The organism is Bradyrhizobium sp. SZCCHNS30572 (assembly GCF_032484415.1).
In the GTDB taxonomy this organism is placed as follows: domain Bacteria; phylum Pseudomonadota; class Alphaproteobacteria; order Rhizobiales; family Xanthobacteraceae; genus Bradyrhizobium.
Map to the genome: position 1 here is coordinate 59,927 of NZ_JAUESY010000014.1, position 15,745 is coordinate 75,671.

17 protein-coding genes are annotated in these 15,745 nt (G+C 66.7%); 8 read left to right on the forward strand and 9 right to left on the reverse strand.

Annotated features, from left to right (window positions below):
- Nucleotides 1-13: 13 nt before the first annotated feature.
- From QX048_RS33530 to QX048_RS33550, 5 genes are all read left to right on the forward strand, one after another.
- A complete protein-coding gene (locus QX048_RS33530; RefSeq protein WP_315715480.1) occupies nt 14-748 on the forward strand; it encodes a thioredoxin family protein in 735 nt (244 codons plus the stop codon).
- A gap of 149 nt (nt 749-897) precedes the next feature.
- Nucleotides 898-1,290: an EF-hand domain-containing protein gene (locus tag QX048_RS33535; RefSeq protein ID WP_315715481.1), complete on the forward strand. Its 393-nt coding sequence runs from the start codon at nt 898-900 to the stop codon at nt 1,288-1,290.
- Between the two features lie 183 nt (nt 1,291-1,473).
- On the forward strand, nt 1,474-1,857 hold the full coding sequence (locus QX048_RS33540; protein ID WP_315715482.1) for a DUF302 domain-containing protein: 384 nt from the start codon (nt 1,474-1,476) through the stop codon (nt 1,855-1,857).
- A 505-nt stretch (nt 1,858-2,362) separates the two neighbouring features.
- Nucleotides 2,363-3,985, forward strand: a complete 1,623-nt coding sequence (locus QX048_RS33545) for a PAS domain-containing methyl-accepting chemotaxis protein (protein WP_316188125.1) — start codon at nt 2,363-2,365, stop codon at nt 3,983-3,985.
- Nucleotides 3,986-4,120: 135 nt separating this feature from the next.
- Nucleotides 4,121-4,375 (forward strand): hypothetical protein, encoded by a 255-nt coding sequence (locus tag QX048_RS33550; RefSeq protein ID WP_315828056.1) that lies wholly within the window; start codon nt 4,121-4,123, stop codon nt 4,373-4,375.
- A gap of 34 nt (nt 4,376-4,409) precedes the next feature.
- Here QX048_RS33550 and QX048_RS33555 read toward each other — a convergent pair whose 3' ends face one another.
- Nucleotides 4,410-5,174: a serine O-acetyltransferase gene (locus tag QX048_RS33555; RefSeq protein WP_315828057.1), complete on the reverse strand. Its 765-nt coding sequence runs from the start codon at nt 5,172-5,174 to the stop codon at nt 4,410-4,412.
- Nucleotides 5,175-5,308: 134 nt separating this feature from the next.
- Nucleotides 5,309-5,935 (reverse strand): LysE family translocator, encoded by a 627-nt coding sequence (locus QX048_RS33560; protein WP_315715486.1) that lies wholly within the window; start codon nt 5,933-5,935, stop codon nt 5,309-5,311.
- Nucleotides 5,936-6,762: 827 nt separating this feature from the next.
- Between QX048_RS33560 and QX048_RS33565 the strand changes: the two genes are divergently transcribed.
- Both QX048_RS33565 and QX048_RS33570 read left to right on the forward strand, forming a co-directional pair.
- Nucleotides 6,763-8,313 carry an aldehyde dehydrogenase family protein gene (locus QX048_RS33565; RefSeq protein WP_315828058.1) on the forward strand — a complete coding sequence of 517 codons (1,551 nt, stop codon included), beginning with the start codon at nt 6,763-6,765 and terminating at the stop codon, nt 8,311-8,313.
- A gap of 76 nt (nt 8,314-8,389) precedes the next feature.
- Nucleotides 8,390-8,590: a DUF3606 domain-containing protein gene (locus QX048_RS33570; RefSeq protein WP_315715488.1), complete on the forward strand. Its 201-nt coding sequence runs from the start codon at nt 8,390-8,392 to the stop codon at nt 8,588-8,590.
- Between the two features lie 2 nt (nt 8,591-8,592).
- Here the strand turns inward: QX048_RS33570 and QX048_RS33575 are convergent, their stop codons facing one another.
- Both QX048_RS33575 and QX048_RS33580 read right to left on the reverse strand, forming a co-directional pair.
- On the reverse strand, nt 8,593-8,793 hold the full coding sequence (locus tag QX048_RS33575; protein WP_315715489.1) for a hypothetical protein: 201 nt from the start codon (nt 8,791-8,793) through the stop codon (nt 8,593-8,595).
- A 68-nt stretch (nt 8,794-8,861) separates the two neighbouring features.
- Complete coding sequence (locus QX048_RS33580; protein WP_315715490.1) at nt 8,862-9,146, reverse strand: hypothetical protein; 285 nt, start codon at nt 9,144-9,146, stop codon at nt 8,862-8,864.
- A 170-nt stretch (nt 9,147-9,316) separates the two neighbouring features.
- Here QX048_RS33580 and pncA point away from each other — a divergent pair, with 170 nt between their 5' ends.
- Nucleotides 9,317-9,952, forward strand: a complete 636-nt coding sequence (gene pncA / locus QX048_RS33585) for a bifunctional nicotinamidase/pyrazinamidase (protein WP_315752148.1) — start codon at nt 9,317-9,319, stop codon at nt 9,950-9,952.
- Nucleotides 9,953-9,962: 10 nt separating this feature from the next.
- Here the strand turns inward: pncA and QX048_RS33590 are convergent, their stop codons facing one another.
- From QX048_RS33590 to QX048_RS33610, 5 genes are all read right to left on the reverse strand, one after another.
- Nucleotides 9,963-11,516, reverse strand: coding sequence for a hydantoinase/oxoprolinase family protein (locus QX048_RS33590; protein WP_315828059.1), 1,554 nt, complete (start codon nt 11,514-11,516; stop codon nt 9,963-9,965).
- A gap of 2 nt (nt 11,517-11,518) precedes the next feature.
- A complete protein-coding gene (locus tag QX048_RS33595) occupies nt 11,519-12,622 on the reverse strand; it encodes a DUF917 domain-containing protein (RefSeq protein WP_315828060.1) in 1,104 nt (367 codons plus the stop codon).
- Between the two features lie 78 nt (nt 12,623-12,700).
- On the reverse strand, nt 12,701-13,789 hold the full coding sequence (locus tag QX048_RS33600) for an ABC transporter ATP-binding protein (RefSeq protein ID WP_315828061.1): 1,089 nt from the start codon (nt 13,787-13,789) through the stop codon (nt 12,701-12,703).
- On the reverse strand, nt 13,786-14,850 hold the full coding sequence (locus QX048_RS33605) for an extracellular solute-binding protein (protein ID WP_315828062.1): 1,065 nt from the start codon (nt 14,848-14,850) through the stop codon (nt 13,786-13,788). The genes QX048_RS33600 and QX048_RS33605 overlap by 4 nt, the downstream gene beginning before the upstream one ends.
- Before the next feature lie 14 nt (nt 14,851-14,864).
- Entirely contained in the window at nt 14,865-15,743 is an 879-nt protein-coding gene (locus tag QX048_RS33610) for an ABC transporter permease (protein ID WP_315715496.1), read from the reverse strand.
- Between the last annotated feature and the right edge of the window lie 2 nt (nt 15,744-15,745).

The following is a 15,745-nucleotide window of genomic DNA, read 5'->3' on the forward strand; positions in this document are numbered from 1 at the left end:
GAGGACTCCAGACATGACCCCCAGAATAGTCACTGCGGACGAATGGACCGAAGCGCATCGCGCCCACCTCGCCCAGGAGAAGGCCTTCATCAGGCAGCGCGATGCGCTGGCTGCCGCCCGCCGGGCTTTGCCGTGGGTCCGGGTCGAGAAGGACTATGTCTTCCAGGCGGCGGACGGACCCGTCAGCCTGGGCGATCTGTTTCAGGGACGGAGCCAGCTGATCGTCTATCATTTCATGATGGCGCCGGGCGATCCGCACCGCTGTCCCGGCTGCTCGTTTCTGTGCGACCACATCGACGGCGCCAACCAGCACCTCCGCCACCACGACGTCAGCCTGGTCGTCGTGTCGCGTGCGCCGCTCGCCGAGATCGCGCCATTCAAGGCGCGCATGGGCTGGGCGTTCGACTGGGTGTCATCCGAGGGCAGTGATTTCAACTTCGACTTTCAGGTCTCGTTCTCGGACGAGCAGATCGCGACGGGCAAGGCCGCCTACAATTTCGCACCCTTGACGAGCAGGTCGCCCGAGCTCCCGGGCCTGACCGTGTTCACCAAGGACGACGCCGGTAACATCTTCTGCACGTTCCAGGTCCGCTCCCGCGGCGGCGATCCCCTGATCGGCGCCTATCACTATCTCGATCTCACGCCCAAGGGCCGCAACGAGACCGGCCGCGGCAACCTCTCCGATTGGGTGCGCCTGCACGATGAATATGAGGAAAGCGGCGCGCGAGACTGTCATTGCGGCCGGTAGATCGAAACGAGTAGGGCGGATCAGCGCAGCGTGATCCGCGGCGCCGTCAGTGCCGCCATGCGGACACAGGAAATCGTGAAGGGTCCTCATAGGATCGATGCCCGGTCGGCGGACTTGTCGCGCGTGATGACGCATTCGAGGAGGCTTCCATGCGCCGAGCCATGTTGCGACTGACGATATCAGCCCTGGTTTTTGCCTGCGGCACCGCCGCCGCTCTGGCGCAAAGCCAGACCACGCCGGATCAGCAGAAGATGCCGCCTGCGATGGCCCCGGGAACCGGCTCGCCGATTGGCGGCATGATGGGCGGCGGCATGATGGGGCATATGCCCGGCCCGATGGGACGCGGCGGGATGGGCGGCGGCGTCATGGGCCCGGCATTGATGCGCATGGTGTTCGCACTTGTCGACACCGACGGCGACGGCACGATCTCGCTGCAGGAATTCCAGGCGGCGCATGAGCGCATCTTCAAGGCCATGGACAGCAACAAGGACGGCAAGTTGACCCCGGAAGAGATGCAGGCGTTCATGCACGGGCCGCAATGACCGGCGTCAAACCGGCGTGATGGCCGGGCCTGCGCTGGCGCGAGTCCGGCAAGTGCGGCCATTTCGCTGATCTCGATCAAGTGCCCGCCGCACGGACGCGCAACAGTGCCGCCGTCAGATCCGATCGCCGCGTGCGACGAACTGCGTCGACGCGGCGGCAGACCAGCCGGAAAAGAGGCGAGCATGACCTACTATTTTGCCAAAGCGGTCAATCTATCGTTCGACGCGGCGATCGAGCGGGTGACGGCCGAGCTGAAGGCACGCGGCTTTGGCGTTCTGACCCGCATCGATGTGCAGGCGACGCTGCGCGAGAAGATCGGCGCCGACTTTCGGCCCTACACCATCCTGGGCGCCTGCAATCCGAAGCTGGCGCATGAGGCATTGCAGGCGGAGAGCCGGATCGGCACCATGCTTCCCTGCAACGTCATCGTCCAGGAGATCGGCGGGAAGGTCGAGGTCGCCGCCGTGAATCCCGTCGCCTCGATGCAGGCCATCGAGAATGCGGCGCTCGCGACGCTCGCCACAAAGGTCTCTGACGCTTTGAAGGCGGTGGTCGAGGCGGTGTAGCTCTGCCGTCCAACGGGACCACCGCTGATCGGAGGATCGCCGGCCCAGGTCCATGACGACACCAGGGATGATGGACCGCGGTGATCGCCCGCGCGCATCAGGCGTTCTTGCAGTGGCGGTTGCTCCCGGCGCCGAGGTCCTGCGAGCTGGTGCGGCTGTTCGGAGAGGAGCTGCACGCCAACAAGGCGACGCCCCACGATCTCCGCGCCACGCGCCCGATTGTCGACGCTCCGGGGGCCGCAGCGCAGCTTCCGCGCGACGTTATTGTATGTCGGACGTCATGTCACAGCGGTAGAACTACGGAAAAGCCGGAATTCTCAACGCGCTTTAACGAGAGTGGAACAAGTTGCATCAATTTTTGCGCAGACATGTCGCCGGGCGCGCGGGACGATCGTCGTCGCCGCCGACCATCTGCAAACGAACTATTCATCTGGAGGTTATCTTGTTGTTTCGATCGAACAGCCGCTCGGACGCGGAAGCACAGCTTGCAGCAATCAGTCGCGCGATGGCCGTGATCGAATTCCAGCTCGACGGCACGATCATCACCGCGAACAAGAACTTCCTGAACGCACTCGGCTATCAGCTAGAGGAAATCCAGGGCAGGCATCACAGCATGTTCGTGGAGCCTTCCGAACGCGACGGTGCCGCCTACCGCGAGTTCTGGGCGGCGCTGAGCCGCGGCGAGCTCAAGGCCGCCGAGTTCAAGCGCATCGGCAAGGGCGGTCGCGAAATCTGGATCGAAGCGTCCTATAATCCCGTCCTCGACAGCGCCGGCAAGCCGGTGAAGGTCGTCAAGTTCGCGACCGACATCACCGAGAAGAAGCTGCGCAGCATGGCCGACGGCTCCAAGCTTGCCGCCATCGATCGCGCGCAGGCCATGATCGAATTCAAGCTCGACGGCACCATCGTCAGTGCCAACAAGAATTTCCTGGATGCGCTGGGCTATCGCCTCGACGAGATCCAGGGCAAGCATCACAGCATGTTCGTCGAACCCGCGCTGCGCGACAGCGCGGCCTACCGCGAGTTCTGGGCAGCTCTCAATCGCGGCGAATATCAGGGCGGCGAATACAAGCGCATCGGCAAGGGCGGCAAGGAAGTGTGGATCCTCGCCACCTACAATCCGGTGCTCGATGCGACGGGCAGGCCGATCGGAGTCGTCAAGTTCGCAACCGATGTCACCGCGCAGAAGCTGAAGAACGCCGACCTCGCCGGCCAGATCGAGGCCATCGGCAAGTCCCAGGCCGTGATCGAGTTCAACATGGACGGCACGGTCATCACCGCGAACGACAATTTCCTGCACGCGCTCGGCTACACGCTGGCCGAGATCCGGGGCAAGCATCACAGCATGTTCGTCGAACCGTCCGAGCGGGAGAGCGCCGCCTACCGCGACTTCTGGGCCAGCCTGAACCGTGGTCAGTACCAGTCGGCCGAATACAAGCGCATCGGCAAGGGCGGCCGGGAGGTCTATATCCAGGCCTCCTACAATCCGATCCTCGACCTCAACGGCAAGCCGTTCAAGGTGGTCAAATACGCGACCGACGTCACCCGGCAGGTCTTCGTTCGCATGGGCAACGAGCGCGTGCGCGCCATGATGGAATCGGTGGCGGCGGGCGCGGAGGAGCTCAACGCGTCCGTGCGCGAGATTTCCGAAGCCATGACGAAGTCGCGCGAGACCGCCATGGGCGCGGTGGACCGTGTCACCTCAGCCGATGCGCAGGCGCAGCGGCTCTCGGATGCCGCTCAGTCGATGAGCGGCATCGTCGAGATGATCCACAACATCACCGGCCAGATCAATCTGCTGGCGCTGAATGCCACCATCGAGTCCGCCAGGGCCGGCGAAGCTGGCAGAGGCTTTGCCGTGGTTGCCTCCGAGGTCAAGAACCTTGCCACCCAGGCAAAGACCGCCACCGACAAGATCGCGACCGAGATCGACAGTCTCAACAATATTTCCGGGGGCGTCGTCACGTCTCTCGGCTCGATCAAGCAGGCGATCCAGAACGTCAGCGAGTATGTGACGTCGACGGCCGCCGCCGTCGAGGAGCAGAGCACCGTCACGAGCGAGATGTCGTCCAGCATGGCGCGCGCCGCGGCCGAGGCTCAGGCTCTGGCCGAGCGCGCCGCGGCTTGAGGTCGGATCGGAAAGCACCGATCGCGCGGCGGCCTGTCAATCCAGGCCGCCGCGCCGTCGCAGGCAATGCCGCCGCCCCGCACGTCATGCGCCTGTCGTCTTCGCCGAATTCCACCTTTCCCATCGGGGCGATCCGTGGCAGATATCCTCGCATTTCCCGCCCGGGCCCCGTTGCGTATCATCGACGCGAGAGCAGAACGGCGGCGCGATGCGGTGGTCACCAGCGAGATCGGACGGCTGCGGCGCGAATTGGAGGCTTGGCGAAGCGCGGTCGACAATCTGGAGCGATGCATCAGGTCGGATCCGGCCCTCGCATCGCTTGCTGCCGAGTGCGACAAGATCCGCGACCTGGTCTCCGTCACCGCGGGCAAGCTTGAAACATTGCTGTAGAACCGGCCGCCCCAGGGGTCGCGAGGAGTCGTGGTCAGGCTGGGACCGGCTGCTCCGGGCAGTTCGTCAGCCGAGCCGGCGCGCCCACGGCGGTGCAGCCCGACGGCACATCGGTGGTGACGACGGCACCGGCGCCGATCTTGGCAAAGTCGCCGATCGCGACGTCGCCCAGCACGGTCGCGCCCGAGGCGAGCAGCACGCCGCGGCCGATCCGCGGGGCGCGGCCGGGCAGCGCGTCGTGTCGCCCGATCGTAACGTTCTGCAGAATGGTGACGTCGTGGCCAATGCTGCTGTGGGCGCCAATGACGATGCCGGTGGCATGATCGAGAAACACCGCGGTCCCGAGCCGCGCCGAGGGATGGATGCTCACCTGCAGGGATGTTGACGAGTCCGCCTGTAGCAGGAGCGCCAGGTCGGGTTGCCCGTTGCTCCAGAGCCAGTGCGCGACGCGATGCGCCTGCAGCGCGACGTAGCCTTTGTAGTTCAGCAGCGGCGGCAGCAGCGCCGTCGTCGCTGGATCCTGCGCCGCGATCGCCCCGAGGTCGCGACCCGCCGCCTCGACGAGCTCAGGCGCGGCGGCATACGCCTCGCGCGCGACCGCGGCAAATCGGGCGCGCGCGGCATCGCCGCTGCCGAGGCGGATGCCAATCTGCTGCGCGACGGCGCTGCCGAGATCAGAATGGTCGAGGATTGCAGCCGACAGGGCGCGGCTGAACACGGGATCGGCCGCGGCGATGCGCCGGGCCTCGTGCTGGATCGACGGCCAGAGCTCGGGACTGGATGGGTGTGTGTCGGCCATGGCAAAGCCTGCTCGATAACAGGTGACGGCGGCAATATAGCCTGACCTGCGCGTTGCAGAAACCTGGACGACGCCTCGCGGGCGTCGTCATCCGATGTGGCCGGCGACAATCCCGGCCGAAGGTCGCAGCCCGTTCAGTTCTGCGCCGTCCGCGCCGCCGCGGCGGCGACGCCCGCACCGATCAGAAGGGTGCCGCCCGCCTTGTTGAAGATGCTGATCACCTTCGCGCTCCGTACGAGCGCGCGGGCGCGCGAGGCGATCAGCGCATAGCCGACGGCGTTGGCGAAGGCGAGCACGACGAAGGTCGATTCGAACACCACCATCTGCGTGAGGAAGCTGCCGTTCGGACTGAGGAACTGCGGCAAGAACGCGACGAAGAAGGTGATGCTCTTCGGGTTCAGCGCCGTGACGATCCAGGCGTGACCGAGCATCTTCAGCGCCGAGGTCCTGTCGGTCCGCGGCACGGCGTTCAGCGCGCCGCCGGCCTGCCACAGCTTGATCCCGAGCCAGACGAGATAGGCCGCGCCGATCCATTTCAGCACGGTGAACAGCAGCGCCGAGGTCGCCAGCAACGCACCGACGCCCAGCATGGACAAGGTCATGGCGGTGAAGTCGCCCAGCGCGACGCCGACGGCCGTCGGCAGCGCGGTTCGCCACCCCTGGCCCAGCGCATAGGAGACCACCAGCAGAACCGTCGGCCCCGGGATCACCAGGAGGATGATGGACGTTCCCGCAAACGCGAACCAAGTCTCGATCGTCATGCTGATCGTCTCTCGCGAGGACATATGCGACGTTGGTATATCGAGGCGGATAGGGCCGCAATGATCTTTGTTGCGAGGGCCGCTTTGCCGTTTTCCTCGACGATCACAATCCGTCTGCCAACGAAGACGTGTCATGAACGACCTTCGGTCGCTGCGGCGCTCCAAAAAAAAGCGCTTTCGCTTTTCCAGAAAATGTGCTCTACTGCATCCATCCTGCTTCGCCACGAGGGGCGTATCGCGATCGTCACGACACGTGAGGCGGGGAGGCGATGGCCGCTCATCTGCCGCGGCGTGCTTGCACGCGGACGAACGGCAGCTGGCGGACGTGAAGTCGTGTGGTCCTGGCGCCGCGACGCTGGCGCTAAGCTTTCGGGCGATGAGTCCGAGGGCGACGGTGGCTAAAGAGCCGTACACCGGGGAGATCACGGTATAAGCGTGAAGACCATCGCGCGGGGAATGCCGGGATGTCTCGGCTGAACCTGTGGTTCCTGCCGCCTGCATTTTTTTCCGCAGGCGGGCCATGGGGGCGGCCAGCTCCCGGCATTCCCTGCGCCCTCGTGTTTCGCGAGGGTTCATCGATCTCATCAGCCCGGGCGCGTTGCGTCGCGGGATCGCGCCGATGCGCGCCAGAAGGCTCAGCCGGCGCGCGCGAAACAGAACGAGCGGGAGGACGCCTCCGTGCGCCGACGAGCGACCTGCCCAGTGGCCGTTTGCCCAGCGCGCGGGTGCTCGCGCCGCAGCCGGATTTGATCTACACGGGGGCGTTTACGATGGACCATTCATGACGTCTCGCGTGCACCGGTGCGTGGGACAATCCGGAGTTGCATATGTCGCCCAGCCAAGCATCGCCCCTGACACTCGTTGTCGAAACGGCCGAGATCCTGACCTCGCTCGGCGTCGCGCCGGAGCGGCTGCGCGGTGGGACGCGCGCCGCCCGTTCGCCCGTGACCGGCGAGGTGTTGGCCCATGTGCATGACGACAGCAGGGCGGATGCGACCGCGGTGATCGCACGCGCGCATGCCGCGTTCCTGCAGTGGCGGCTCAAGCCGGCACCGAAGCGCGGCGAACTGGTGCGGCTGTTCGGCGAGGAGCTGCGCGCCCACAAGGCCGCGCTCGGCCGCCTGGTCTCGATCGAGGCCGGCAAGATCGTCTCCGAGGGGCTCGGCGAGGTCCAGGAGATGATCGACATCTGCGACTTCGCCGTCGGCCTGTCACGCCAGCTCTATGGCCTGACCATCGCCACCGAGCGCGCCGAGCACCGGATGATGGAGACCTGGCATCCCCTGGGGGTCACCGGCGTGATCTCCGCCTTCAACTTCCCCGTGGCGGTGTGGGCCTGGAATGCAGCGCTGGCGCTGGTGTGCGGCAACAGCGTCGTCTGGAAGCCGTCGGAGAAGACGCCGCTCACCGCGCTCGCGACCGACGCGCTGCTGGCGCGTGCGCTGCAGCGTTATCGTCGCGAGGGCGGCGAGGCGCCGGAGGGGCTCGCCGGCCTGCTGCTCGGCGGCCGCGCGGTCGGCGAGATGCTGGTCGACGATGCCAGGGTACCGCTGGTGTCGGCGACCGGATCGACCGCCATGGGCCGCGTCGTCGGCGCCTGTCTTGCCGGCCGCTTTGCCCGCGCCATTCTCGAGCTCGGCGGCAACAATGCCGCGATCGTCACGCCCACGGCCGACCTCGATCTCACCCTGCGCGCCGTGGCGTTCGCGGCGATGGGCACCGCGGGCCAGCGCTGCACCAGCCTGCGCCGCCTGTTCGTGCATGCCGACGTCTACACCCAGTTCGTGCCGCGGCTGAAGCAGGCCTACGCCTCGGTGGCGATCGGCAATCCGCTGGAGCAGGGCACCTTGATCGGCCCGCTGATCGATCGCGGCGCCTACGACGCCATGCAGGACGCGCTGAGCGCCGCGCGGGATCACGGCGGCCGCGTGTTCGGCGGCGAGCGCGTCGCGGTCGGCGGCTTTGCGGAGGCGTACTACGTGCGGCCGGCCCTGGTCGAGATCGAATCGCAATCCGGCCCGGTCGAGCGCGAGACGTTTGCGCCGATCCTGTACGTGATGCCGTATCGCGATCTCGATGCCGCGATCGAGCTGCACAATGCGGTGCCGCAGGGGCTGTCGTCCTCGATCTTCACCAATGATCTGCGCGAGGCCGAACTGTTCGTGTCGTCGCGCGGCTCCGATTGCGGCATCGCCAACGTCAATATCGGCCCCTCGGGCGCCGAGATCGGCGGCGCGTTCGGCGGCGAGAAGGAGACCGGCGGCGGCCGCGAGTCCGGCTCGGATTCATGGAAGGCCTATATGCGCCGGGCCACCAACACCGTGAACTACGGCCGCAGCCTGCCGCTGGCGCAGGGCGTCAAGTTCGACCTCGGCTGATCGATGCGATGGGGCTCCCTCATCGGCGGAACCGCTTCGCTGCGTCGTGCGTTGCGCGCTGATAAGGAGATGCACCATGGCAACGAAGAAGAAAGCCTCGACCGCAAAGTCAGCGCGCGGACGCAACCAGGATCGCGCCCGCGTCGCGGGTGGACAGGACCACGAAGTCCGCTACGAAGCCAAGAAGAGCGGCCGCTCGGCGTCCGCGGTGAAGAAGGCGGTCAAGAAGGTCGGCAACAGCCGCAAGAAAGTCGAGCGCAAGCTGACGCGCCAGTGACGTCAATGCTGCTTCGGCCGCTCCGGCGGCCGAAGCGATCCCCTCGCCCAGCGGAGCGCCTTGGGCGAGTGCAGCGGATCGGGCCCATCGCAGGTCGGGCAAGCAAGCTCGCGGCGCCCGCCCTTGCCCTCGCGAACCGCGAGCGCACGGCCGCAGGTCGGGCATGGCTTGCGCAGCAGCCACGGGACCGGATGATTCGGCATGATTGCGTCTCCCGGTGGAGGCCTCAGGCTAGGGCATCTCGGGGTAGCTACGGAATCACTTATTTGAATCATGGCGGATATTCCGGCTCTCCGTGCCGTGAACAATCAGGGCAGGTGTCGCCGGTCGCGGCCAGGACGGCCTCGATCGCCGCGAGCGCGTCCGAACTACACAAGCCGCGTGGCGGATCGTCGCGTGCGATGCGAAGCGCCCGCGCCAGCGCATGCGGGTCGCCGCGCTCGCGCATCCAGCCGTGCTGTTCGCATTCGACGATCGCGCCGGCCTCGCGCAGGGTGGCGACCGCCCAGCGCTCGAGACGCTGGCTCGCGGAATGGTGTGTGACGGCAGTCTGCATCGGCCACGCTCTCCCGCCAGGAGAATCCATGAATCGGCGGGTGTTTCCAGGCCCATCCTGCAGGGCAGGGATTCCAAAATGGAGGGGCTGGCTTGCCGCGGATTATTCGGCGGCCCGGCTTGAGATCGCCGCGGCTTGGGGCCATCCTTGATGGAGTACGCGTGAAACGGATGCAGACCGGAATGCAGATCAGGGCCAACGAGGATTTGCTGCTCATCATCGATGTGCAGAACGATTTTTGTCCCGGCGGCGCGCTCGCCGTGGCCGACGGCGATGCCGTGGTGCCGGCGATCAACCGGCTGAGCGGGATGTTCGATCACGTCGTCCTGACCCAGGACTGGCACCCGGCGGGACACAGCTCGTTCGCCTCGAGCCACCCCGGCAAGGCGCCGTTCGAGAGCGTCACGATGCCCTACGGGCCGCAGACCTTGTGGCCGGACCACTGCATCCAGGGCACGCCGGGCGCCGCCTTCCATGCCGAGCTTGCGACCGACAAGGCGCAGCTCATCATCCGCAAGGGCTTTCGTGCCGCGATCGATTCCTACTCGGCGTTCTTCGAGAACGACAAGACCACGCCCACGGGCCTCGCCGGCTACCTGCGCGAGCGCGGCCTGAAGCGGGTTTTCCTGGTCGGTCTCGCCACCGATTTCTGCGTGCACTATTCGGCGGTCGATGCGCGGCGGCTCGGCTTCGCGGCCATCGTCATCGACAACGCCTGCCGCGGCATCGACCTCGGCGGCTCGATGGCGGCGGCCAAGGCGCAGGGCGCGGAGGCCGGGGTCGAGCGGATCGCCGAGCTGGCGTAGCGACGATGGACTACGCCGCCGCGCCGATGGTCGGCTCGGCGATGGCGCCGGCGACGCGGACGCGGACGCGCAGCGCGTTGCCGGGGAGGTAGGCGATCGGCATGTCCTCGACATCGACCGTCTTGAGCGTGTCGCGGTCGGCGCCGGCCTGCACCGCGCGCTCCTCGGCGATGGCCCGCGCCGCCGCGATGGCCTCGTCGCGGGTCAGGTCGCGGAAGACCTGGTCGGCCTCGCCGGAGACCTGGGCGATGGCGGCGCCGACCGCGTTGGCGCAGTCGCCATGGTCGACGCGCACGATGGTGGAGATGCCGGCAAGGCGCTCCGGCACCAGGAAGGCGCCGCCGCCCACCGCGAGCAGCGGCACGTCGCCGGCCTCGGTCTTCATGCGGTCGATGTCGCCCTCGAGCTTGCGGTGGGCGTCGGCGAGCGCGGCGTCGATCAGGCTTTTCGGCAGATGCGCGACGCGCGATCTGTCGCCGATGTCGATCAGCCCCGCCGCGACCGCGATGTCGGTCGCGGTCAGGCGGTTGCCGCCAAACACCAGCGCGTCGGATGTCAGCCGGTATCCGACGCTGAGCGGGCCGACGCGGACCGGATCCTGCTCGACATGGCTGCCGCCGCCGAGCCCGATCGAGAGCAAATCGGGCATGCGGAACAGGGTGCGGACGCCACCGACCTCGACGACGGTGTTGGCCTCGCGCGGAAAGCCGTGGCGCAACTGGCCGATGTCGCTGGTGGTGCCGCCGACGTCGACGACCATGGCGTCGTCGAGGCCGGAGAGATACGCGGCGCCGCGCATCGAGTTGGTGGCGCCGGAGGCGAAGCTCATGACCGGGAAGGCGGTCGCGATCTCCGCCTGCATCACGGTGCCGTCGTTCTGCGTCAGGAACAGCGGCGCATCGATGCCGGACTCCGCGATCGCCTTGCGGAAGGCGGCGACCGTCGTGACCGCGAGGTCGTGGAGCGCGGCATTGAGCAGGGCGGCGTTCTCGCGCTCCAGCAGTCCGATGCGGCCGAGGTCGTGCGAGAGCGTGACGGCCACATCAGGGCAGATCTCGGCGAGGATTTCCCGCGCCGCGATCTCACAGCTCGGGTCGAGCGGCGAGAACGACGAGGCGACCGCGACCGCGCGCAGGCCCTTGGCCTTGATCGCGCGCGCGGCGGCTTTCAGGCCGCCGATGTCGAGCGGCATGAATGGGCGGCCATCATAATCGTGGCCGCCTTCGAGCATGAAGGTCTCGCCGCTGACCAGCGCGGCGAGATCGCCCGGCCAGTCGCAGAACGGCGGCAGCGAGGCGGAGGCGGGCATCCCGATGCGGATCGCGCCGATCTTCTGCAGGTGCCGCCGCTGCACCACCGCATTGATGAAATGCGTGGTGCCGATCACGACCGCGTCGACCGGCACGGCCGCCGCGGGATTTTCTCGCAGCGCCTTCAGCGCCGCGAGGATGCCGGAGGTGACGTCGGCGGTGGTCGCAGCCTTGACGGAGTGGACGACCTGGTCGTCGGCAATCAGGACGGCGTCGGTGTTGGTGCCACCGACGTCAATGCCAATCCGCTTCATTCTCAGGGAGCTCCAGGGGTCGCAAACAGCGACCGGAAATCGAGGTCGTAACCGAAGGCGCGGGGGCCGACGAATTCGAGCCCGCGCGGGCTGGTCAATACGGCGGGCGCGGGCAGCGCGATCACGGTGACGCGCTGGCCGTAGCGCGCCGTCTCGGTGCCGATGCCGTGGCCGTTGACGCTGTCGAGCACGCAGATCAGGTCTGGCGACATCGCGATCGCTTCGCCATCGCGCCAAGCCACGATCCATTCGTTCTGGAACGACAGCTTGAGCCGGGTGCCGCGATCGTCGTCGCTGCCCTCCACGACGGCGCTGCCGCGCAGAAAGCCCTCGGTGGTGCGGCGCTCGACGTCGACGATCTTGCCGCTGAACAGCCGCTGGCCGCCCTCGCAATCGAGGATCGCCGCGATCGGATCCTGGTGGCTCCGGTTCGCTGCCTCGACCGCACGGCCGATCGCGATCGCCTTGGTGGTCGTGAAATGGATGCCCCAGTCCTTGACCTCGCGGCCCGTGCGCGGCGCCTTGCTGGTCGAGGCGATCGAGCCCATCTCGACGCAGATCTTGCGGCTGGCGCGCTCCATCCACTTCCAGCTCGGCACCTTGGTCACGACGGCCTCGATGCCGCGCGGATCGTAGAGCGTGCAGGGATAGGGCTTGAGGTCGCCGATCGCGACCGACGTCATCTGCGCCTCGGGAAAGGCGCGGCCCATGCAGTCGGCGTCGACCACGGGGATGTTCAGATGCGCCGCCGCCATCAGCGCCTGCATGCCGTTGCCGCCGCCGATCTCGACCGACATCACGGCGCGAAATGTGATGCCGTTGATCTCCTCCTGCATGCGCACCGCACGCGCGATGCTGCGGCTGTCGGCCAGCCGTTCCTGCCCGACCAAGGGGGCGCCCATGTTGGAGACCACCGCGACCCAGTCGTCGTCGGCGAGGTCGAGCGGCGATATCATCTGCACGCGACGCCCCTCCGCATAGAGCCGGCGCAGGTTGAGCAGGCCGAGATAGGGACTGCCGCCGCCGCCGGTGCCGAGGATCCAGGCGCCGACCGCGAGCGCCTCGATGTCGTCGAGGCTGATCGTCTTCATGCCGGCTGCGCTCACGGCACAAGCTCTTCGACGTCGCTCTGTGACTGCGGCGCACGGTACTGCTGCGGGAATAGGAATATAACGCTCACAATATCAATCCTCGAGAATGACGAGATCGGCCGGACGCCAGTCGAGCGTGACCGTTTGACCCGGCGCGTGGAGAGGACCAGCTCCGGAATTCGGCTGTTGCGCCAGCACGTGCTGTCCGCACTCCAGGGCGATGCGGTACAGCACCGCGCCGCCGAGGAAATTGGTGCTCTCGACTGTGCCGCGCGCGGACATGCCTGTCCGCTTGGCATCGGCCACCTCGGCTGGCGATACCGAGATCTTCTCCGGCCGCAGCGCGACCGACAGAACCTCGGCCTCGGCTGCTGCAACTGTGTCCGCCAGGGCCAGCACCAGACCGTTGCCGACGGCTATCCCGACGCCCTTGTCCAAGGTCACGCGCTGACCACGAAAAATGTTGGTGTCGCCGATGAAATCGGCAACGAAACGCGTCCGCGGCTGATCGTAGATCTCGAGCGGGGTGCCGATCTGCTCGACGCGGCCGGCGTTCATGACCGCGATGCGGTCCGACATGGCCAGCGCCTCCCCCTGGTCGTGGGTGACGAACACGAGGGTGAGGCCAAGCGTCTTCTGCAGCCGCTTGAGTTCGAACTGCATCTGCTGGCGCAATTTCTTGTCGAGCGCGCCGAGCGGCTCGTCGCAGAGCAGCACGCGGGGCGAGATGACGATGGCGCGGGCGAGCGCGACGCGCTGCTGCTGGCCGCCGGACAGTTGCGCCGGCCTGCGGTTCTCCAGGCCTCCGAGTTCAACCATCGCCAGCGCTGCCTTCACCTTCGCGGCAATCGTCGCCTTGTCGATCTTGCGCATGCGCAGGCCGAAGGCGACGTTCTCGGCCACGGTCCGGTGCGGGAACAGGGCGTAGTTCTGGAACACCATCGCCATGTCGCGCTTGTGCGCCGGCACGTGGGTGATGTCGGCGCCGTCGAGGCGGATCTCGCCGGCGCTTGGGCTGTCGAAGCCGGCGATCATGCGCAGGGTGGTGGTCTTGCCGCAGCCGGACGGGCCGAGCAGCGAAAAGAACTCGCCAGGCCTGATGTTCACGGCAACCGCGTCGACTGCGCGTACGCCGCCGTCATAGATCTTGCTGACCGCGGCGATCTCGATGGCAGCGCTCATGCGCGGAATATCCGGTTGACCCGGCTGTCGATCTCGTCCTTCCGTGCGTTGTACCACTTCCAGTCGACCTGGATCAGCTTGCCGACCTTCTCCGGCGTCGTCAGCAGCTTGGCGTCATACTTGGAGTCGAGCTTGACCTTCTTGTTGGCCGGCGAATACCAGACGGTCTCAGCGAGGCGCTTTTGAACCTCGGGGCGCAGCATGTAGTTGATATAGGCGTTGGCGAGATCCTTCACCTTGCTGCCAGGCGTGATGCTCAGCACTTGCTCGAGCGACAGCACGCCCTCGTTTGGCGTGACGAAGTCGACCGGCTGGTTCTGGCCGTCGTAACGATAGATGCCGGAATCATGCAGGATGCCGAGGCCGACCTCACCGGACAGGATCAGCTTCTCCATCGCGCCGGTGAAGTCGACCAGCTTGATCGGCTTCAGCTTCTCCAGCGCTGCATAGGCGGCGTCGAGGTCGGTCTGGCCCTTGCCATACAGGGCGCCGCACATCATCACGAACGCCTGTCCAAGGCTATTGGCAGGGATCACATAGCCGCCGCGCGCGCCGTTGAATTTCGCATCCCAGTAGTCTTTCCACGACGTGACGCTCCCATAGCCCTTGTCGGTGCGCATGCCGAGCCCGATGGCGCTGGTGAAGATGCAGACGCCGACGATCTTGTCGCTGACGGCGTAAGGGTAGACGTCGGCAATGTTCGGAACCAGCTTGGGGTCGACCTTGGGCTCGACGAGACCCATCTCCACGGCCGCCCACTGCTCGTTGGAGTTGGTGTGCAGCACGTCGTAGATGGGAGCCGAGCGCGAACTCGCCTGCAGCTTCGGCAGGAATGGCAGCGCGGTGTCGGTCTTGAGCTTGCACTTGAACTCGCTTTCGAAGGCCGGGCCGATCTCGGCCTTCATCACGTCACCCCATTTGCCGCCCCAGCCGGTGACGTTGAGAACGGGCTCGTCCGCACGCGCGACAAAGGGAGCAGCGACAACGCCGGCGCCGAGCGACGCAGCCGCGGTCAGCAGGCGGCGGCGGCTCAGGGGAAAACGACGCGATGAGGCGGTCATGTCCGGGATCTCCCTTAGAGTTTGACGTAGGAGCGAAGACCTACGGTGCGGTCGAGCGCGATGACGACGATGAAGGCGAGCAGGATCGAGACCACCGAGGCCGCGCCGATGGTGCCGTCGAGATCGAACTTCAGATAGTTGAACAGCGTGATCGGCAAGGTCTCGCTGCCCGGCGCGACCAGGAACAGCGACACCGGAAACTGGTCGAACGAGACGATGAAAGCAAAGATCGCGCCTGCCAGAACGCCGGGCTTCACCAGCGGCAGCGTGATCTCGAAGAAGGTCCGGGTGGGGCTGGCGCCGAGATTCTGCGCGGCTTCCTCCAACCTGACATCGAAATTGTGCAGCACGGCGAGCGTGGTCCGCACCACGTAGGGAATCGTCACCAGCGTGTGACCAGCCACCAGCCCCCACACCGGGCGTCCGACGTCGAGCAGTACGTAGGACTGGAACAGCGCAAGACCGGTCAGGATCGCCGGCAGCATGAGCGGCGACAGCATGGTCGCCACGATCAGCCGGGAGCCTGGCAGGTTGCCGCGGGCGATCGCCAGCGCGGCCGAGGCGCCCAGCACGGTGGCCGCGACCGTGGTCATGGCCGCGACTTCGATGCTGAACAGCAGCGCGTGCATGAAGTCGCCCGAGGCGAAGAATTTCTCGAACCAGCGAAAGGAGATGCCGACTGGTGGAAACTGGATGAAAGGCGTCGGGTTGAGCGCGAACACGATCACGATCGCAATCGGCGCCAGCAGGAAGACGAGGATGGCGGTGTTGGCGGCGAGATAGAGCCTGCGGCCCCACCGGAGCGGCCGCGCCTTGCTGCGAAGGGCAGGTGTGGCCGCCAGACCGATTGGCGCAGCGAGCGGCGGCCGCGATCCCGGAGCAAGGCTCGTCATCT